At 65.2% G+C, this 18,222-nt stretch carries 14 protein-coding genes; 12 read left to right on the forward strand and 2 right to left on the reverse strand.

Annotated elements, in window-relative coordinates; translation table 11 throughout:
* Positions 1–51 precede the first annotated feature (51 nt).
* The 6 genes from THIARS_RS07910 to THIARS_RS07935 all read left to right on the forward strand — a co-directional run bounded on the left by THIARS_RS07910 (position 52) and on the right by THIARS_RS07935 (position 9,583).
* Positions 52–1,908 carry an autotransporter assembly complex protein TamA gene (locus THIARS_RS07910; protein ID WP_141202359.1) on the forward strand — a complete coding sequence of 619 codons (1,857 nt, stop codon included), beginning with the start codon at positions 52–54 and terminating at the stop codon, positions 1,906–1,908.
* Positions 1,909–5,826 (forward strand): translocation/assembly module TamB domain-containing protein, encoded by a 3,918-nt coding sequence (locus tag THIARS_RS07915; RefSeq protein ID WP_094160133.1) that lies wholly within the window; start codon positions 1,909–1,911, stop codon positions 5,824–5,826. It begins immediately after the preceding gene.
* Between the two features lie 106 nt (positions 5,827–5,932).
* Positions 5,933–7,081: a bifunctional 3,4-dihydroxy-2-butanone-4-phosphate synthase/GTP cyclohydrolase II gene (ribBA, locus tag THIARS_RS07920; RefSeq protein ID WP_094160134.1), complete on the forward strand. Its 1,149-nt coding sequence runs from the start codon at positions 5,933–5,935 to the stop codon at positions 7,079–7,081.
* 42 nt (positions 7,082–7,123) lie between these two features.
* On the forward strand, positions 7,124–7,591 hold the full coding sequence (gene ribH / locus THIARS_RS07925; RefSeq protein WP_094160135.1) for a 6,7-dimethyl-8-ribityllumazine synthase: 468 nt from the start codon (positions 7,124–7,126) through the stop codon (positions 7,589–7,591).
* Between the two features lie 70 nt (positions 7,592–7,661).
* The gene (gene nusB / locus THIARS_RS07930) at positions 7,662–8,339 is read left to right on the forward strand and encodes a transcription antitermination factor NusB (RefSeq protein ID WP_094160136.1); all 678 of its coding nucleotides are present in this window, start codon (positions 7,662–7,664) and stop codon (positions 8,337–8,339) included.
* Positions 8,340–8,356: 17 nt separating this feature from the next.
* Complete coding sequence (locus THIARS_RS07935; protein ID WP_094160137.1) at positions 8,357–9,583, forward strand: pyridoxal phosphate-dependent aminotransferase; 1,227 nt, start codon at positions 8,357–8,359, stop codon at positions 9,581–9,583.
* Positions 9,584–9,616: 33 nt separating this feature from the next.
* Here THIARS_RS07935 and ribD read toward each other — a convergent pair whose 3' ends face one another.
* Together ribD and nrdR are read right to left on the reverse strand one after the other, a co-directional pair.
* Positions 9,617–10,756 (reverse strand): bifunctional diaminohydroxyphosphoribosylaminopyrimidine deaminase/5-amino-6-(5-phosphoribosylamino)uracil reductase RibD, encoded by a 1,140-nt coding sequence (ribD, locus tag THIARS_RS07940; RefSeq protein WP_094160138.1) that lies wholly within the window; start codon positions 10,754–10,756, stop codon positions 9,617–9,619.
* 65 nt (positions 10,757–10,821) lie between these two features.
* On the reverse strand, positions 10,822–11,310 hold the full coding sequence (gene nrdR, locus THIARS_RS07945) for a transcriptional regulator NrdR (RefSeq protein ID WP_094160139.1): 489 nt from the start codon (positions 11,308–11,310) through the stop codon (positions 10,822–10,824).
* A 187-nt stretch (positions 11,311–11,497) separates the two neighbouring features.
* Between nrdR and THIARS_RS07950 the strand changes: the two genes are divergently transcribed.
* The 6 genes from THIARS_RS07950 (at position 11,498) to THIARS_RS07980 (ending at position 18,189) form a co-directional block, all read left to right on the forward strand.
* Positions 11,498–12,019, forward strand: coding sequence for a GspH/FimT family pseudopilin (locus THIARS_RS07950; protein ID WP_094160140.1), 522 nt, complete (start codon positions 11,498–11,500; stop codon positions 12,017–12,019).
* Positions 12,016–12,546, forward strand: coding sequence for a type IV pilus modification protein PilV (gene pilV, locus THIARS_RS07955; protein ID WP_094160141.1), 531 nt, complete (start codon positions 12,016–12,018; stop codon positions 12,544–12,546). The genes THIARS_RS07950 and pilV overlap by 4 nt, the downstream gene beginning before the upstream one ends.
* A 20-nt stretch (positions 12,547–12,566) precedes the next feature.
* Positions 12,567–13,358: a PilW family protein gene (locus tag THIARS_RS07960; protein ID WP_186436596.1), complete on the forward strand. Its 792-nt coding sequence runs from the start codon at positions 12,567–12,569 to the stop codon at positions 13,356–13,358.
* A gap of 53 nt (positions 13,359–13,411) precedes the next feature.
* The gene (locus THIARS_RS07965; protein ID WP_245845652.1) at positions 13,412–13,927 is read left to right on the forward strand and encodes a pilus assembly PilX family protein; all 516 of its coding nucleotides are present in this window, start codon (positions 13,412–13,414) and stop codon (positions 13,925–13,927) included.
* A gap of 68 nt (positions 13,928–13,995) precedes the next feature.
* On the forward strand, positions 13,996–17,745 hold the full coding sequence (locus THIARS_RS18235) for a PilC/PilY family type IV pilus protein (protein WP_141202360.1): 3,750 nt from the start codon (positions 13,996–13,998) through the stop codon (positions 17,743–17,745).
* Positions 17,746–17,751: 6 nt separating this feature from the next.
* Complete coding sequence (locus THIARS_RS07980) at positions 17,752–18,189, forward strand: type IV pilin protein (protein ID WP_281254189.1); 438 nt, start codon at positions 17,752–17,754, stop codon at positions 18,187–18,189.
* Positions 18,190–18,222 lie beyond the last annotated feature (33 nt).

Here is an 18,222-nt window from a genome sequence, read left to right on the forward strand (position 1 = left end):
CGCATGGGGCGGCGCGCTGACACCGACCGGTTTCGACCCGAGGCAGGGCGCATGCGGCTTGTCTCCTCGCCATGGCCGGCGGTTCGCGTGAAGGGCGGCCGGCCGACTGGCAAGGCGGGCGCTGGCGCCTGGCGCCGGGCACTGGCCTTGTGCATGTGCGGCCTCGGCCTCGGCGCCGGGGTCTGGGCGCGGCCCGCCGCCGCGGCGCCAGCGGCGGCAACATCCGCGCCGGCGCCGCTGGCGCGCTACAGCGTGCGCATCGACGCGCCCGACAAGCTGCGCGCCATGCTCGCGCAAAACCTCGACATCGAACGCTGGCGCTTTTTCCCCGATCTCACACCGGAGCAGCTTCGCGGCTTGGTGGACAAGGTACCCAAGCAGGCCGAAGACCTGCTCGCGGCGCGGGGCTATTTCTCGCCGCAGGTGCAGGCCGCGCTCGACGCGGCCGTGACGCCCCCCCTGGTGACGGTGCGGGTGACGCCGGGCCAGCCCACGCTGGTGCGCAGTCTCGATCTGCAGGTCACTGGCCCGAATGGCCAGCCGGACGCCCGGCTCGCGGCGGCCTTGCGCAAGAGTTGGTCCCTGCCGGATGGCGCGGTGTTCGTCAGCGCGGCCTGGGAAACGGCCAAGAGCAACGCGCTGCTGGCCCTGCTCACGCGGCGCTATCCGGCCGCGCGCATCGCCGAAAGCCGGGCGCTGGTGGATCCGCAGCAGCACGCCGCCGCACTGTCGCTGCATCTGGACACCGGGCAGGGCTACACCTTCGGCGCCCTTCGCATCGAAGGGCTCAAGCGTTATCCCGCGACCATCGTGCAGCACCTGTCGCCCATCCACCCGGGCGACCCCTACGCGCAGGACAAGCTGCTGGACTACCAGGCCAGGTTGCAGGCCAGCAGCTACTTCCGCACCGCCACGGTGGCCGCGCCGCTGGCCGAGGCGCAGGGTACGCAGATCCCGGTGCTGGTGCAGGTGGACGAATACAAGCCGCAGAAGCTGGGTCTGGGCCTGGGCTACAGCAGCAACACCGGCGCGCGCGTGCAGACCGATTACGAAAACCTCAACATCCTCGGCCGCGCCTGGCGCCTGAACACCGCGCTCAAGCTCGAGACCCTGCAGCAGAGCCTCAGTTCCGGGCTGACTTTTCCGCGCACTGAAAACGGCGCGCGCTACGGCCTGAGCGCCGACGCGCAGCATGCCAACATCCAGGGCCTGACCACGCGCAGCCTCATCCTCGGCGGGCAACGCCAGCGCCTGGACGGGCCGATCGAAACTGTGCTTTCGCTGCAGTACATCACCGAACGGCAGGACGTGGCCGGCTTCGGCAGCACCACGGCGCAGGCGCTCATGCCCAATTACAGCTGGACCCGGCGCAGGCTGGACAACCCGCTCGATCCCACCAGCGGCACCCTGGTCAACGCCCAGATCGGCGGCGCCAGCAAGGCGCTGCTGTCCGACCAGAACTTCATCCGCCTGGTGTTGCGCGGCGTGGACTTCATTCCGCTCGGTGCGAGCAACCAGCTCATCCTGCGCGGCGAGGTCGGCAGCGTGCTCAGCCCTTCGGCCAACGGCATTCCGCAGCAGGAGCTGTTCCGCGCCGGCGGCGTCGGTTCGGTGCGCGGCTACGCCTACCAGAGCCTGGGCGTGAACCAGGGCGACGCCATCGTCGGCGGGCGCGCCTTGCTCACGGCCAGCGTCGAGGCGGTGCACTGGATCACGCCCAAATGGGGCGCCTCGGTGTTCTACGACACCGGCAACGCGGCCGACAGCTTCGGCGCGCTCAAGCCCGTGGCCGGCTATGGCGTGGGCGCGCGCTGGCGCAGCCCGGCGGGGATCATCAGCGTCGATCTGGCCTACGGCCAGGCCACGCAATCCTTGCGCCTGGAATTCAACGCCGGGGTGAATTTCTAGATGGCCGATTCCGACGCACCCAAGCCCCCCGCGGGCGGCGAAACGGCCCGTCCCCCCACGTCTTCGCATGCCACGCCGTCGCCAAAGGTCTCGCTCCTGCGCAAGCTCGGGCGGGCGCTGGCCTGGTTCCTGGCGCTGCTGGTGCTGCTCGCCGCCTTGCTGGCTGCCGGGCTGGCATGGCTGACCAGCGGGCCGGGTTTGCGCTGGCTCGCCAGCCATCCCCTGGAATTCGGCGCCACGCATCTGGAAGTCGAGGACGTACGCGGCAGTCTGTGGGGCGAGCTGCGCATGGGCCGGCTGCAGGTGCAGAGCCCGCGCGTGGACCTCGACGTGCGCGATCTGCACCTGCGCTGGAACCCGCGGGCCCTGCTCGCCAAGCCCAGGCTGCTGGACGTGCAGGCCCTGTCCATCGGCCAACTGGACGTCACCCTGCTGCCCAGCCCGTCCAGCGGGCCTCCCGCCTTGCCGCAGAGCCTTGCGCTGCCGCTGGGGGTGCGGATCGACGCACTCCACATCGGCGCCTTGCGCATGGGCGCCCCCGGCGCCCTGCGAAGCCTGGGCGGACTCGACGCCAGCGTGCAGGCCGGCGCGCAAAACCTGCGCCTGCGGGTGCAGGCCACCACGCCCTGGGGCGACGGCCAGGCCCGGGTCGATCTGGGCACGACGCGGCCTTTTGCCTTGCGCGGCCATGTGCAGGCCGCATTGCGCCTGCGCGGCGAGACCCTGTTGCTGACCATGCAGCCCTCCGGCAGCCTGCAGCACCTTCGACTGCGCGGCCAGGCCAGTGCCGTGCAAGCCCAGGCCGGCTTCGAGGCGCGGCTGGCGCCGTTTTCGAGCCAGCCGCTGCGGGAGGCGCATATCAGCGCCAACCATGTGGATCCGGCGCGCATCGTCAAGGGCGCGCCCAGCGCCTTGCTCGACCTGCGGCTCGCGTTGCAGCCCTCCAATGCCCAGGACGTACGCGGCAGTCTCAGCCTGCGCAACGCCCAGCCCGGCGCGGTGAACGCCGGGCGCCTGCCGCTGGAGAGCCTGCGGGCGGTGCTGCGTCTGCAGCCCGGGCGCCTGCGCATCGACGATCTGCACGCCGGTCTCGCCGGGGGCGGGGAATTGGTCGGCGGCGCGCAATGGGACGCGCCGCCTGCGCCGGGCCGCTCGCATGCCGCCGGCGCGGCACCATCGTCGCCGGCCACGGCGGGCGGGCGTTTCAGCCTCGAACTCCAGGCGCGAAATCTCGACCTGCGGCGCATCGATTCCACCTTGCTCGCCACCCGCCTGCACGGCCCGCTGCAACTGCACGGCAGCCTGCAACGCCAGGAACTGCAGGCGCGCCTGGAGCAGCCCGGCTGGGTGGTCGCGCTGCGCGCCAGTCGGGACGGGGGCCGCATCGACATTGCGCAAGCACGCCTGCAGGCGCAGGGCGGCCGGCTGGACGCCAGCGGTACGCTGGACACGCGCGCCCCGCAGCGCTTCGACCTCAAGGCCGCGCTCGACCACTTCGACCCCAGCCGTTTCGGCGCCTATCCGGCGGCCACCCTCAACCTCGACGTGCAGGCTCAGGGCGATGTGCAGACGCGCAGCGCGCGGGTGAAGTTGAATGTGCGGCCCAGCCGCTGGCGCGGCCATGTGTTTTCGGGACAGGCGCGTGGGCAGGTGTCGCCGGCCGGTGTGCGCGGCCTGCAGGCGGCCTTGCTGCTGGGCGACAACAAACTCGACGCCCAGGGCGATTTCGGCCATGCCGGCGACAGCCTGCAGTGGCGGATTGACGCCCCCGCGCTGCGCGAGATCGACCCCGCTTTCGCCGGGCGGCTGCAGGGCCGCGGAACCTTGTCGGGCACGTTCGCCGCGCCGGCCGGCAGTTTCGACCTGCACGCGGCCAAGCTCGAAGCACCCGGCCGCGTGCGGGCCGACGCGCTGGATGCCAGCGGCCGCCTGCAGGCCGGTGCCCAAGGGCGGTTGGACTTGCAACTCAAGGGACACGGCATCACCGCCGGCACCTTCGCCTTGCAACAGGCCGAGGTCCAGGCCCAGGGGCGGCTGGACGCGCAACGCATCAGCCTGCGTTTGCGCAACGCCGAACTCGACCTGCGCGCGGCGCTGCAAGGCGGCTACACGGCGGCCAAGGGCTGGCAGGGCACGGTCGAGCAGCTCAGCAACGGCGGGCGTTACGCCGTGCAATTACTGGGGCCGGCGCAGTTGCTGTTGGAGAAGAATCATGTCGAGGTGCGGCACGCAAGGCTGCGCAGCGGGGGCGGCGACCTGAACCTCAATCATGCCGTGTGGAACGCCGGCACCCTCGACACCGCGGGCGACGCGCGCGGCATCGACCCCGCCTATTGGCTCAAGCTGCTGGGCGTGGACATGCACGGCGTGCGCTCCAGCCTGCGCTTCGACGCCGGCTGGGCGATCCAAGCCGGCAGCACCCTGTCCGGCCACCTGCAGGTGGCGCGCAGCGCGGGCGACCTCAGCCTGCCCACCGACCCGCGCTTGAGCCTGGGTTTGTCGAACCTGCGCTTGCAACTGCGGGCGCGGGCCGACGCCGTCTCCGCCACCTTCGACGCCGCAGGAAGTCTGCTCGGCAGCGTGCATGGCGAGATGCAGACCCGCGTCGAGCGGCGCGGCAGCGCCTGGGGCATTGCCGGCACCGCGCCGCTGGTCGGCGCGGTGCGCGCCGAGCTGCCCGGCATCGCCTGGGCCGCGCCGCTGCTCGGGCCCACCGCCAAGCTGGGCGGCGGCCTGGCGTTGGACATGAAGGCCGCCGGCAGCGTGGCCAGCCCCGAACTCAGCGGCCAGCTCACCGGCCGCGGCCTGGCGCTGGCCCTGCCCGACGAGGGCCTGGACCTGCGCGGCGGTGTGCTCGACGCCAGCTTCACCGGCGACAGTCTGCGACTGACGCGCTTCGCGGCCGAGGGCGGCCAGGGGCAATTGACGGCCAGTGGCAGCGCGAAGCTGGTGGGCGGCAAGCCGCAGGCGCAGCTCCAATTCACCGCGCAGCAGTTGCAGGTGCTCAACCGTCCGGACCGCCAGGCCGTGGTGAGCGGTACCGGCACCCTGAGCCTGCAAGGCCGTGCGATCAGCCTCGACGGCAAGCTCAAGGTGGACAGCGCCAACGTCGCGCTGCCGCGCGGCAGCGCGCCCAAGCTGGCCAGGGACGTCGTGGTCGTCGGGCGACAGGCGCAGACCCCTACCGCATCGCCCATGGCGCGCTACGCGGTGTCCGCTGCGGTGCAGGTGGATCTGGGGCGCGAGGTGCACATCACCGGCTATGGGCTGGATGCCGATCTTGGCGGCCGGCTCACGCTGCACGCCGCCACGGGCAGCCCGCTTGCCGCCGCGGGCAGCATCGAGGTGCGTCAGGGCACCTACACCGCCTATGGCCAGACGCTGACGCTGGTGCAGGGCGGGACGGTGAACTTCTCCGGCCCGATCGACAACCCAGGGCTGAATTTCGCCGCGCAGCGCAAGGATCTTCCGGTGCTGGTAGGCGTGCAGGTCACCGGCACGCTGCGCACGCCGGTGGTGACGCTGACCTCGACGCCGCCGATGCCTGACAGCGAAATCCTTTCCTGGCTGGTACTCGGCCAGGACCTCAACGCCGCCAACCCCGACAAGCTGGCCCTGCTGCAAACCGCGGCCGGCGCCTTGCTGGCTTCGGGACAGGGCGCTCCGGTCACCAGCCGCATCGCGAACAGCCTGGGCCTGAGCCAGCTCTCCTTCAGCGGCCAGGGCGGACTGCAGAACAGCATCGTCACCCTGGGCAAGCGCATCACCTCCAAACTCTCGGTGAGCGTGGAGCGGGGCCTGGGCACCACCGGCAACCTGTTCAACATCCGCTACGACTTCACCCGCCGCCTGTCGCTGCGCCTGCAGTCGGGCTCGGACAGCGCGGTCGACATGTTCTACACCTTCCGTTTCGATTGAAGCCTGCTCGCGGCGCGGCGCGCCGGCCTCGCTGCGCCGCGGTGGCCGCGCTCCTACAATGCCGTTTTGATTTCAGCGCGCCCTCGCTTGGGGCGCAGCAAGCCGCATGCCGCTATCCCCCATTGCCGAGATCGTCGCCGAGATGCAGGCCGGCCGCATGGTCATTCTCGTCGACGAGGAAGACCGCGAGAACGAGGGCGACCTGGTGCTGGCCGCCCAGCATGTGACGCCCGAGGCCATCAACTTCATGGCCACGCATGCGCGCGGGCTCATTTGCCTGACGCTCACGCGCGCGCGCTGCGAGCGCATCGGGCTCAAGCCCATGGTGCAGCACAACGGGTCGTCGCACGGCACGGCCTTCACCGTGTCGATCGAGGCGGCCGAAGGCGTGACCACCGGCATTTCCGCCGCCGACCGCGCCCGCACGGTCGCCGCGGCCGTGGCGCGCGATGCCAAACCCGCCGACATCGTGCAGCCGGGCCACGTGTTTCCGCTCATGGCCCAGGACGGCGGCGTGCTCATGCGCGCCGGCCATACCGAGGCGGGCTGCGATCTGGCGCAGATGGCGGGGCTGGAGCCGGCAGCGGTGATTTGCGAAATCATGAACGACGACGGCACCATGGCCCGCCTGCCCGACCTGGAGCGCTTCGCCGCGCGCCACGGTTTGAAGATCGGCACCATTGCCGATCTCATCGAGCATCGCAGCCGCACCGAAAGCCTGATCGAGCGGGTGGACGCGCGCCCGATGCAGACGGCCTTCGGCCCGGTGCAGGCCATGCTCTACCGCGACCGCGCGGGCAGCGGCGCGCATCTGGCCCTGGTGCACGGCGCGCCTGCGCAGGCGCGCGAGCCGGTGCTGGTGCGGGTGCACGAGCCGCTGTCGGCGCTGGATCTGCTCGACGCGCAGGCCACCACGCATTCCTGGAACCTGCAGCAGGCGCTGGCGCGTATCGTCCAGGCCGAGGCCGGCGTGGCCGTGCTGCTCAACGCCGGTGAAAGCGGCGCCGGGCTCATGCGGCACTTCGCGGCGCTGCATCAGCCGGCCGCGCCGCGCGGCGCGGCCGCCGCGTTGCGCACCTACGGCATCGGCGCGCAGATCCTGCGCGACCTGGGCGTGCGCCGCATGCGCCTGCTCGGCGCGCCGCGCAAGATGCCCAGCATGACCGGCTACGGGCTCGAGGTCGAGGGTTTCGAGCCGCCGCCGGCACACACCGGGCCGATCAGCGCAACCGGCACGTCTTCACGCTTTCTGTAGCAGGGCGCTCGCGCCCCGGCCGCCCAACCCATCAAGCCATCCATGCAACAAGCCCGACACCGCGACAACACCGCCATGCTCAATGGCGCGGACCTGCGCATCGCCATCGTGCAGGCGCGCTTCAACGTGCATCTCACCGACCGCATGGCCGAGGCCTGTCTGGACGAATTGCGCACCCTGGGCGTGCCGTCCGACGCCGTGCATCACGTCACCGTGCCGGGCGCGCTGGAAGTGCCGCAGGCGCTTTCCGCGCTGGCCGAGAGCGGCAGCTTCGACGCGCTCATCGCCCTGGGCTGCGTGATCCGTGGCGACACCTACCACTTCGAGCTGGTGTGCAACACTTCCGCCGCCGGCGTGCAGCAGGTGGCGCTGGATTTCGGCCTGCCGGTGGCCAACGGCATCATCACCGTGGATACCGAAGAGCAGGCGATCTCCCGTACCGACAAGGGCGCCGAATGCGCCCGCGTCGCGGTGGAGATGGCCAATCTGCTGGCGGAGATCGGGGCATGAGCGCCCCGCACGGCCGTTCCGAAGGGGCGCTCAGTCCCGCGGGGACCGCGCGCAGCGCGAGGGTGGTGCAATGATCCAGGCCAACCCGAAGAGCGCGCGGCGCAAGTCGCGCGAACTGGCGCTGCAAGGCGTGTTCGAGTGGCTGGTGTCGGGCAGCGACGCCGGCGCCATCGAGGCTTTCCTGCACGAGCGCTATCCCACCATCAAGCTCGACACCGAGCACTTCCAGGCCGTGCTGCACGGCTGCATCCGCGATGCCGGCGCGCTCGACGCCGACATCCAGCCTTACCTGGATCGTCCCACGCGCGAGCTTTCCCCGGTGGAGCACGCGCTGTTGCTGCTCGGCACCTACGAGCTCAAGGCCATGCTGGAAGTGCCCTACAAGGTCATCATCAACGAGGCCGTGGACCTGGCCAAGGTCTATGGCGGCACCGACGGTTTCAAGTACGTCAACGGCGTGCTCGACCGTCTGGCCGTGGTGCTGCGGCCCGACGAAACCGGCGACCGTCAGACGCCGCAACACTACCAGCCCGGCCTTGGCGGCATGCCGCCCAACCCCGCCGCCAAGATTCCCGTGAGCTTCAAGCCGCGCTCCACGCCGCGCCCGGGCGCCGAACGCGCCCCGCGCCGCACGGCCCCAAACCGCACCGCGGGCGCGGGCAGCGCGGCTCCCGAGGTCCCCGGCAAGGCCGAGGATGTCTGGGCCCGGCGCAAGCCCGCCGCGCGCCGCAAGCCGGATGAATCGTGACCGGTGAGGGAGCAACCATGAAACTCGCACGCCGCATTCAGGAGGTCGCGCCGTTCTACGTCATGGACGTGGTGCGTGCCGCCCGCGAGCAGGAAGCGCAGTGGCAGCGGCAGGGCCGCAACATGATCCACCTCAGCGTGGGCGAACCCGACTTCAGCGCGCCAGAACCAGTGGTGCAGGCGGGCATCGCCGCGTTGCGCGAAGGCCGCAGCGGCTACACCCTGGCGCCCGGTCTGCCCGCGCTGCGCGAGGCCATCGCCGCGCATTACCAGGCCAAGCACGGCGTGCCTGTGGATCCGCGCCGGGTGTTCATCACCGCCGGTGCCTCGGGTGCGCTCACGCTCGCCTGCCTGCTGCTGGTGGAGCCGGGCGACGAGGTGTTGATGCCCGACCCCACCTACCCCTGCAACAAGAATTTCGTCGCCGCAGCCGGCGGCATTCCGCGCCTGCTGCCCACCACCGCGGCCACGCGCTTCCAGCCCACCGCGGCGCAGATCGACGCAGCTTGGGGGCCCGCCACGCGCGGCGTGCTGCTGGCCTCACCGTCCAACCCCACCGGCACGTCCATCGCGCCCGACGAGCTTGCCCGCATCGCCGCGGTGGTGCGCAAGCGGGGCGGCTTTCTGCTGGTCGACGAGATCTACCTCGAACTGGGGTTCGATCCCGCCTACGGCCGCACGGCGCTGGCGCTGGACGACACCGTCATCAGCATCAACAGCTTCTCCAAGTATTTCCAGATGACGGGTTGGCGCCTGGGCTGGATGGTCGTGCCCGAAGACCTGGTCGAGCCGCTCACCCGCCTGGCCGGCAATCTCTACATCTGCCCCAGTTCCCCGGCGCAGCACGCGGCGCTGGCCTGTTTCGCTCCGGAAACCCTGGCCGAAGCCGAACGCCGCCGCGCCGAATTCGCGCGCCGGCGCGACGTCATCGTGCCGGCCCTCGAGGTGCTGGGGCTGGACGTTCCGGTGCTGCCCGACGGCGCGTTCTACGTCTGGGTCGACTGCTCGCGCTACAGCCGCGACAGCTGGGATTTCTGTTTCGACGTCATGCGCGAAACCGGCGTGGTGCTGGTGCCCGGCAAGGACTTCGCCACCATCCAGCCCGAGCGCTGGTTTCGCCTGAGCTATGCCAACAGCGTTGAGAATCTGCGCGAAGCCGCCGACCGGCTCGGCGCGTACCTGCGGCCCCGGGAGCGGCAGGCAGACCCGGCGCGCCGGGCGATGGCCGATGAGCCGCTGGCCTGAGCCTCGCGGCGTGGCGGCAGGCGTGGGCAGGCCTTACTCGGGTCCGGCCACCCTGGCCCGCACGCGCCAGTCGGGACCGAAGGCCTGCATCTCCACGCGCTCCAGGCGCAAGGCCTGATCGACCGCGCTCAACGGGCCGAACGGCGCGATGCCCGCGCCCTGGCCGAGCAGCCTGGGGGCGAGGTAAAGCAGCAGCTCGTCGACCAGCCCCGCCGTGAACAGCGAGGCATTCAGCCGCGCGCCGGCCTCCACGTGCAGTTCGCCCACATTGCGCGCCGCCAAGGCGTGCATCAGCGCCGCAAGATCGGTCTTGCCCGGTTTGGCCGCATCCACCGGCAGGCCGATGATCTGCACGCCCAGCTCGCGCAGCAGCCGCGCGCGCGGCTCGGCCTCGTCGGCAGGCAAGGCGTGCGCCACCCACACCTTGTCGGGCTCGGTTTGCAGCAGACTGGCCGTGCGTGGCAACTCCAGGCGGCTGTCCACCACCACGCGTATCGGTTGGCGCGGGGTGGCGACGTGGCGCACGGTGAGCTGCGGGTCGTCGTCGCGCACGGTGCCGATGCCGGTGAGCACGGCGCAGGCGCGTGCGCGCCAGTGGTGGCCGTCGGCACGCGCCTCGGGACCGGTGATCCACTGGCTCTGCCCGTTGGGCAGTGCGGTGATGCCGTCGAGCGAGGCGGCGGCCTTCAGCCGCACCCAGGGTCTGCCGCGCTCGTGGCGCGAGAAAAAACCGATGTTGAGCTCGCGCGCCTCGCGCTCCAGCAGGCCGCAGGCGGTGTCGATTCCGGCGGCAGCCAGCCGCGCCAGCCCGCCGCCGTTCACGCGCGGGTTGGGATCGCGTGCGGCGGCCACCACGCGGCCCACTCCGGCCGCCACCAGCGCATCGGCACACGGAGGCGTGCGGCCGAAGTGGGCGCAGGGCTCCAGCGTGACGTAGACGGTGGCGCCGCGCAGCGCCTCGCCGCGGGCGCGGGCATCGTCGAGGGCGACGATTTCCGCATGGCGCTGCCCGGCGGCCTCGGTCGCGCCTTCGCCGATCACGCGCCCGCCCTGCGCGACGACGCAGCCCACGCGCGGGTTGGGGCTGGTGCGGTACATCGCGCCCTCCGCGAGCTGGAGGGCGCGGCGCATGAAGGGCGCATCGGCGGCATTGAAACCGGGTTCGGCGGACATGGCGTCTGGAGGCTGGGGTTGAGGCGGCGCAGTCGCGCCGCAAGGATCATTTCGGGGCCGTCGATTCAGGATTTTTTCCCGCGTGGCGCGCGGATCGTCTTGCCGCCGCGCGCCATTTCCTCCAGGATCTGCACGAACTGCGCCGGGTCCTTGAAGCTGCGGTAGACCGAGGCGAAGCGCACGTAGGCCACGTCGTCCAGGCGTTTGAGCTCGTCCATCACCCATTCGCCGATCTGGGCCGACTCCAGCTCGCGCGAGCCGGTCTGCAGCAGCCGTTCCTCGATGCGGCCAATGGCGGCGTCCACCGCATCCGCGCTCACCGGGCGCTTGCGCAGCGCCAGCGCCAGCGAGGCGGCCAGCTTGTCGCGTGAATAGTCGACCCGGCGGCCGTCTTTTTTCACCACGCCCGGAAAACTCACCTCGGCGCGTTCGTACGTGGTGAAGCGCTTGTCGCACCCCGCGCAGCGCCGCCTGCGCCGCAGGGCCTGCCCGTCTTCCACCTCGCGCGTTTCCACCACCTGGGTGTCGGGGTGCTGGCAGAAAGGGCATTTCATGGCGTGTCCGCAGGAGGAGGTCAGCCGGCATTATTGCGGCCAGGAGAGGGATCGGCAAACGCAAGCACAACGGGGTGGGGCACGAAGTTTCTGCATGCGGCGGTCCATTTGAACCGTTCATCGGCCAATCCATACCTTTTGTCTTAAAAGATACAAAAGGAAATTAATGATTGGCTAGGCTGCAGACATGAAAACTTTGCGTGGCATGACCTTGGTCGAGCTTCTGGTCGCGGTGACTCTGGTGACCATTCTGCTGGTCGTTGGCATACCGTCTTATCAAGGTATCTCGACGGCCAACCGCATGGCTGGCGAGATGAACGCGCTTATCAGCGATTTGCAATATGCGCGAAGCGAGGCCGTCAAGCAGGGACAGACGGTAACCATCTGCGTTTCAAGCACGGGAAACAACTGCAGCAATTCAGCCAACTGGGCCAGTGGTTGGATTGTCTTTTCTGATGCTGACGGCAGTCAGACCGTGAATTCGGGAGAACCGGTTTTGCGTGTGCAGCCAGCGCTTGGTTCCTTTGATTCACTGCAGAGCAATTCCTCGCCAACGATCAGAGCTGTGACATTCAACCGGAATGGATTCAGTAGCAATGCCGGCAGCATCACACTGAACGACGGGGCAAGTTCGACGGATCGGCGCAAGTGTGCTGTGGTTTCCAGCGTCGGCTATGTGCAACTTCAAACTGGGGCAAGCTGCCCATGAAAACGTGCCATTTGCAGCCAGGCTTCAGCCTTATCGAGGTTTTGATCGCGCTCGTGGTCATCGCCATCGGTCTCTTGGGGATCGCTGGAATGCAGGCGCTCGCGATCAGCAATACCAGCACGGCAAGGCAGCGCAGTTTGGCCGCGATTCAGGCGGCCAGCATGGGATCAATGATGCGCGCCAACAGGGGCTACTGGGAGGCCGCATCGTCAATCGATGTGACGGCTACGGGGACGTCCTCAGGAACATCCTGGGCCACTACCTCATTGAGCGGCTCGTTGAGTGGTCAAGGGACTGACTGCTCGGCATTCGCTTGCACCCCGGTTGAAATGGCCGCATACGACTTGCAAAGTTGGGGCTGGTACATCGCGCAGCAGCTGCCGAAGGGAGTAGGGCGGGTGCAATGTGCAGCAGGCGCACCTGTGAGCTGTCAGGTGAGTGTGTCGTGGGCTGAAAAAGCGGTTGCGCTGAATGCCGCGGCAGGCTCGTCGGCGATTCAAACTTATACCCTTGCGGTGCAGCCATGAAGCTAGATTGCAGTGGCCCTGTGATTCGCGCTTATCGGTCGCAGCAGGCGAGTCAGCAACACGGCCTAGGACTCGTTGAAATCCTGGTTGCCATGGCTATTGCGTTATTTCTGCTTGGCGGGCTTTTCACCATTTTCGAAACGACTCGGCAAACTTATAGCGCACAACAGGGGCTAGCCGGCCTGCAGGACAACGAGCGCCTGGCCATGACCCTGGTCAGCAGTGTCATCGAAAGCGCCGGGTACTACCCGACACCACAGCCTCCGACCGTGATTCCCAACGCTGGAACCGCACTTCCCGCACAGAACGCGGCTTCCGCGCCGTTACCAGTGAATTTCGCGCCGGGACAAGCAATATTCGGAGGAACCGTCAACGGTCAAGATGCTGTCATCGTGCGCTACGTCGCGGCGCCTGGCAGCAGTGTCATGAGTTGCTTGGGTGATACCAACCCGTCCGCGGCCACGTCCAACGTGACTTATCTCAATACCTATTCGATGAATGGCAACAACCTGCAATGCTCAACCAGCACCGCCGGCAACGGCGCCGCGAGTCAGACGCAAACCTTGGTCGGTAGCAATCTCGCGGGGACGCTCGAGGCCGACGGGGTGACGCAGATGCGTTTGCTGTATGGCCTCGACACCAATGGCGGGGGTTCGGCCAATCAGTACGTTACCGCTGCCAGCGTGACGAATTGGATGAATGTCAAAAGCGTGAAATTGACCCTGACTTTCACCAACCCCTTGGCCGGTCAACCAGGGCAGCCTGCGACGGTTGATTTCACGCGCGTCATCGATATTTTGGGGCAGTTATGAAAAAACCACGAAGGATGCGCGTCTTGACCAGGGGCTTGGCGTTACGACAACGAATGGACGGATTCGTGTTGATTGCCAGCCTGCTGATCCTTGTCGTTCTCACCATCATCGCCGTGGCCATGTTTCGCAGCTTCGGGTTGCAAGAGCTGATGGCTAGAAATCTACGGGAAAAAACGCGCGCACTTGAGGCGGCCAATAGTGCCCTGAGCTATGCGGAGTGGTGGCTGAATCAAAACAACGCGGGGACAGGGTCGAATTGCAGTGGAGCGCCTTCGCCGACAGGAGCCGCGAGGGTGTGCACCAATCAGCTGAACAATCCTAGCTTGCTCTCGAACTGGACCGTGGGATCTACCTATACCTTGCCATCGGCGACCGTGTCCAGCAGCGGAGGTGTGGGCACTTATTACGCAAGCCCCAAGTTTTACATCCAGTACCTCGGGCTTGATGCGACGAAAAACTCCACAATCTATCTCATCACGGCAATGGGGTATGGCGGAAATGAGAATGCCGTGGCCGTGGTGCAAAGCACCTATGCGTTTACAGCCATCAAGGATTTGACGGGCCCTTGATGTCCAGGGCTTTCGCGATCGGCCTCATGTAGGTGAAACACAGACACAACATTGCAGGGGAATCCATCATGGCTCGATCCAATTTCATTCGACTCCGTGGCTATGCCCGACTGTCCTTGCTTGCCGTCGGATCCCTCATCATGACAGCTGCTGCATGGGCTGATGGAACGTCCGTCAGTTTTCAACCGGTCTCGCAGTGTTTTCGCGATGCCGGCGCGTCCGGCTGGACATATGGCGCAGCAGCGAGTCCCGGGACATCCTATACGGGTCAAAACTCTTCATTGACGGCAGCAACGGGTATCGATGCAGCGGGCCAAGGATGGTTGCGGCTGACCAACAATCAGAACAACCAAAAAGGTTCAGCTTATTACAACCTCCCTATCAATGTGAGCAGTCTCGGTATTCAGGTCGAATTCACTTATACGGCTTGGGGTGGCACTGGCGCAGACGGCATTAGCATGTATTTGTTTGATGGCGCCACCACCAAGTTTGTTCAAGGTGACTTTGGCGGTGCGCTTGGCTACTGCGCAGGTTACGGTAACTCACCCGGAGGTTTGAGCAATGCTGTGCTTGGCGTAGGGATCGATGATTATGGTAATTTTGAGAATGGGTATGATCGCTGTCAGAATTATGGCGAGCCGCAGGGGCATAGCACAGGTTATTACACAGCTTTAGGCATGCGAGGTCCTGGAAATGGCAGTGCGGGGTACAAGTGGCTCGCGGACGTTAATCAGAAAAATGTACCAGGATCAATTGGAACGTTCTCAACGTTCTACACGCCTGCTGCCACGGTGCGTCCAACGGATGCGCAGTTCTACCGCCGCGTAAGGCTGAATATCTCACCAGCCGACCCCAAAAATCCACAGAACGGTTATAAGGTCACCTTGTATTGGGCAACAACGCCGAATGGCGCCTTTACGCAAATGATGAGCGCGCCCTATCCACAAGGCAATACACCTCCCCAGACCGGCAACGGGGCCCCGCAATTCACCATTCCTTCGTCTTGGACGCCATTGCCTCCGACCGTCAAATTTGGTTTTGCCGGCTCTACCGGGGGCGCGACGAATTATCACGAGGTGCGCGATGTTTATTTCACGGAGGGTTTGCCTGATTTGAGCGTGAGTCAAACCGCACCTAGTGCGGTCGCGGCAGGTAGCAATATAACCTATGTCGTGACGGTAACGAATATTGGCTCAACACCGGCGAGTAACGTAACGTTCTCGGATGTATTGCCGAATGCCTTGACCAATGTGCGTTGGTCTTGTACAGCAAGCGCCGGATCAAGTTGTCCTGCTCCAGCGAGCGCAGGGACAATCTCCGGTCAAAACTTTAGTGTGGGCGGCATCGATTTGGCTCTGGTGGGGAACGTGACGTTTACGATCCAGGGGCAAGTGCCAGTTGGCACCTCGAGTTCATTGATTAACTCGGCGAGTGTGGTCGAGCCTTCTGGATTTAATGATGCCTATTTAAACAATAACAATTCTGTTCTGACAACATCCATCGACTCGAACCCCAGCACTGCAAATTTAAATCTTTCGCAAGTGCCGCAAACGCTTAATTCGATTGGCGTGAACGCAGTCAAAGGTGCTGTTGTGCAAACCTCAACCCAGATTTACCTTGGCCAGTATCATCCAGCAAACTGGTGGGGTCAGTTGCTGGCTTATCCCTTGGGGGCCAACACAAGCGGCCAATTGGCTGCCGGCGCAATCCCGAACTGGGACGCGTCCTGCATTTTGACCGGTCCTCCATGCCCGATCGCGGTCAGTTCGCCACCGACCGGTGCACAGACCAGCCGCACGATGCTGACATGGAATGGAACCCAGGGGGTGGCGTTTGCCTATACCAGCCTGTCGAGCGCGCAGCAAACGGCACTGAACAATGATCCTGTGCTGAGTGGCACGACATCGACGGGGACTGACGTCGTGAACTATCTGCGCGGAACCCGTAGCAAAGAACAAAGCGCCGGAGGGCCGTTCCGCACCCGCACCGGCGTGCTGGGGGATATTGTCGATTCAAGTCCCGTGTGGGTTGGCCCTCCCAGCCTGAGTTATCCAACAGCATGGGGTGATGCAATTTACGCTGGGTTAACACCCGCGGAAAATGCAGCAAGCGATACTTATGGCTCCTACAAAACGAACAATGCCATGCGCCAGCATGTTGTGTATGCGGGGAGTAACGATGGCTTCGTCCATGGATTCGGGGCTGGGAATTTTACGTCCAGCGGCACCTTCAACGCTGCGACGAACAAGGGCCAAGAGTTGCTTGCTTATATGCCAAGTACTGTTCTCAGCCAGATTGCCAGCAATTCGTCTGGAGCCTCGATCGGTAGTAATTTTAATTTCACAGATCCGGGCTATACGCACCGTTACTTCGTGGATGCGACACCAGGAGCTGGGGATCTTTACTACAATGGGGCTTGGCATACTTGGTTGGTAGGAGGGCTAGGCGGCGGTGGTCAAGGTTTGTATGCTCTAGATATCACAAACCCAGCCAATTTCACGCAGAGCAATGCTTCCTCGCTGGTTGTCAAGGAAATCAATCTGAGTAATATAGCCTGCGCCAACAACTCGAATTGCAAGAACGATTTAGGATACACATACGGAACACCCATTATCCGACGCATGCACAGTGGTGACTGGGCAGTCATTTTTGGTAACGGCTACAACAGCAGCACAGGAACTGCGGCAATTTTCATTGCCACAATCAAGAGTGGCGGTGCAGGAACAAATGCGGGTGGTCAGACATGGACCATTTATGAATTGGATACTGGTGCAGGCCCGATCTCCGATCCCACGGGGCAGCATCGAGCCAATGGTATCAATTACATCTCATCCGCGGATATGGACGGGGATCACATCATCGATTACCTCTATGCGGGTGATTTGTATGGAAATTTGTGGCGTTTCGATGTGACGAGCTGTAATCCGCCCGGAATCGCAAGCGCCGGATGCGCAGGTGCCTGGGCGGTTTCAAAATTTGGCGGCAGCTCCTCGACGGCCCTATTTTCGGCTGTAAATGCCACGGGGAGTCCGCAACCTATCACGACGCAAGTCCAGATCTTATCCGTACCTTCGCCTGTGGGGCAACCGCGCATCGAAGTCATGTTCGGTACTGGCAAGAATATTGAGACAGCTGATCAGTTGCCTAATAATTCGCCCACTGGTGTACAGAGTATCTACGGCATCTGGGACTGGGACATGGCCAACTGGAACGCACTATCTCAAGCCCAGTACGCCTCGTTGACTGGTATGCAAAGCATTGGCCGAAGCGTGATGCAGCAACAGACGGTCTTGGGTTCGTATAATGCAAGTGGCCAGGCTTTCGCAGGGGTGGGCACGGGATTTCGTACGCTGAGCACGGATGCGGTGTGCTGGAAAAATACGTCATCTTGTCCTTCTAATAATAATAAGTATGGTTTTTACCTTGACTTGCCGGGAGCTGGAGAAGGTGTTATTTATAACCCGACGCTTGCGTTTGGAACCTTTGTTGTCAACAGCACGATTCCTTCCCCGAATTCTCAAGGACTGAGTTGCTATGCGCCGTCGCCGCCCGGCGGCTGGACCATGGCAATCAATCCATTGAACGGGGGCGCTTTGCCCAATTCCTTCTTTGCTGACAGTACGGGCAATTTCGTCACGATCGGCGGGCAGATCGTGAGTGGCGTCTACCTCAACGCGGTTGGATCCCCAAGTTTCGTCACCTTTGGAAGCAAACCCTACATGATCAACCAGGACAACAGCGGGAATCCGAACGTCCAACAGGTGAATCCTGCGCCCAATGGTGCAGGCCAACGCCGGACATGGACTGAACTACGCTAAAAGCACATGATGGGCAATCAAGATCGATACAAGGGGTTCACGCTCATCGAACTGATGATCGTGGTCGTCATCGTGGCGGTGTTGGCCGCCATCGCCTTGCCGGCCTACAATGACGCGGTGCGCAAGTCGCGTCGCACCGCGGCCAAGACGGCGGTGCTGGACATGGCCAGCCGCGAGGAGAAGTTCTACACGACCAACAACGCGTACACGTCCACCGCCAGCGACATGGGCTATGCCGCGTTGCCGGCGGCGATTCCCGATGCGTCGACTAATTACTACCAACTCAGCGTGGCGACGGACAACACCACCAACCCGCCGACCTTCACGGCCACGGCCACCGCGCAGGGGGATCAGACCAAGGACGGCTGCGGCAATTTCGCGGTGAATTCTCTTGGTGTGAAATCCGTCAGCGGCGGGACGTTGACCGTGGCCGATTGCTGGTAACGAGGGGTGCGTCCGGCGGCATGTTGGCCTGGC

This window comes from Thiomonas delicata, assembly GCF_900088825.1.
In the GTDB taxonomy this organism is placed as follows: domain Bacteria; phylum Pseudomonadota; class Gammaproteobacteria; order Burkholderiales; family Burkholderiaceae_C; genus Thiomonas_A; species Thiomonas_A delicata.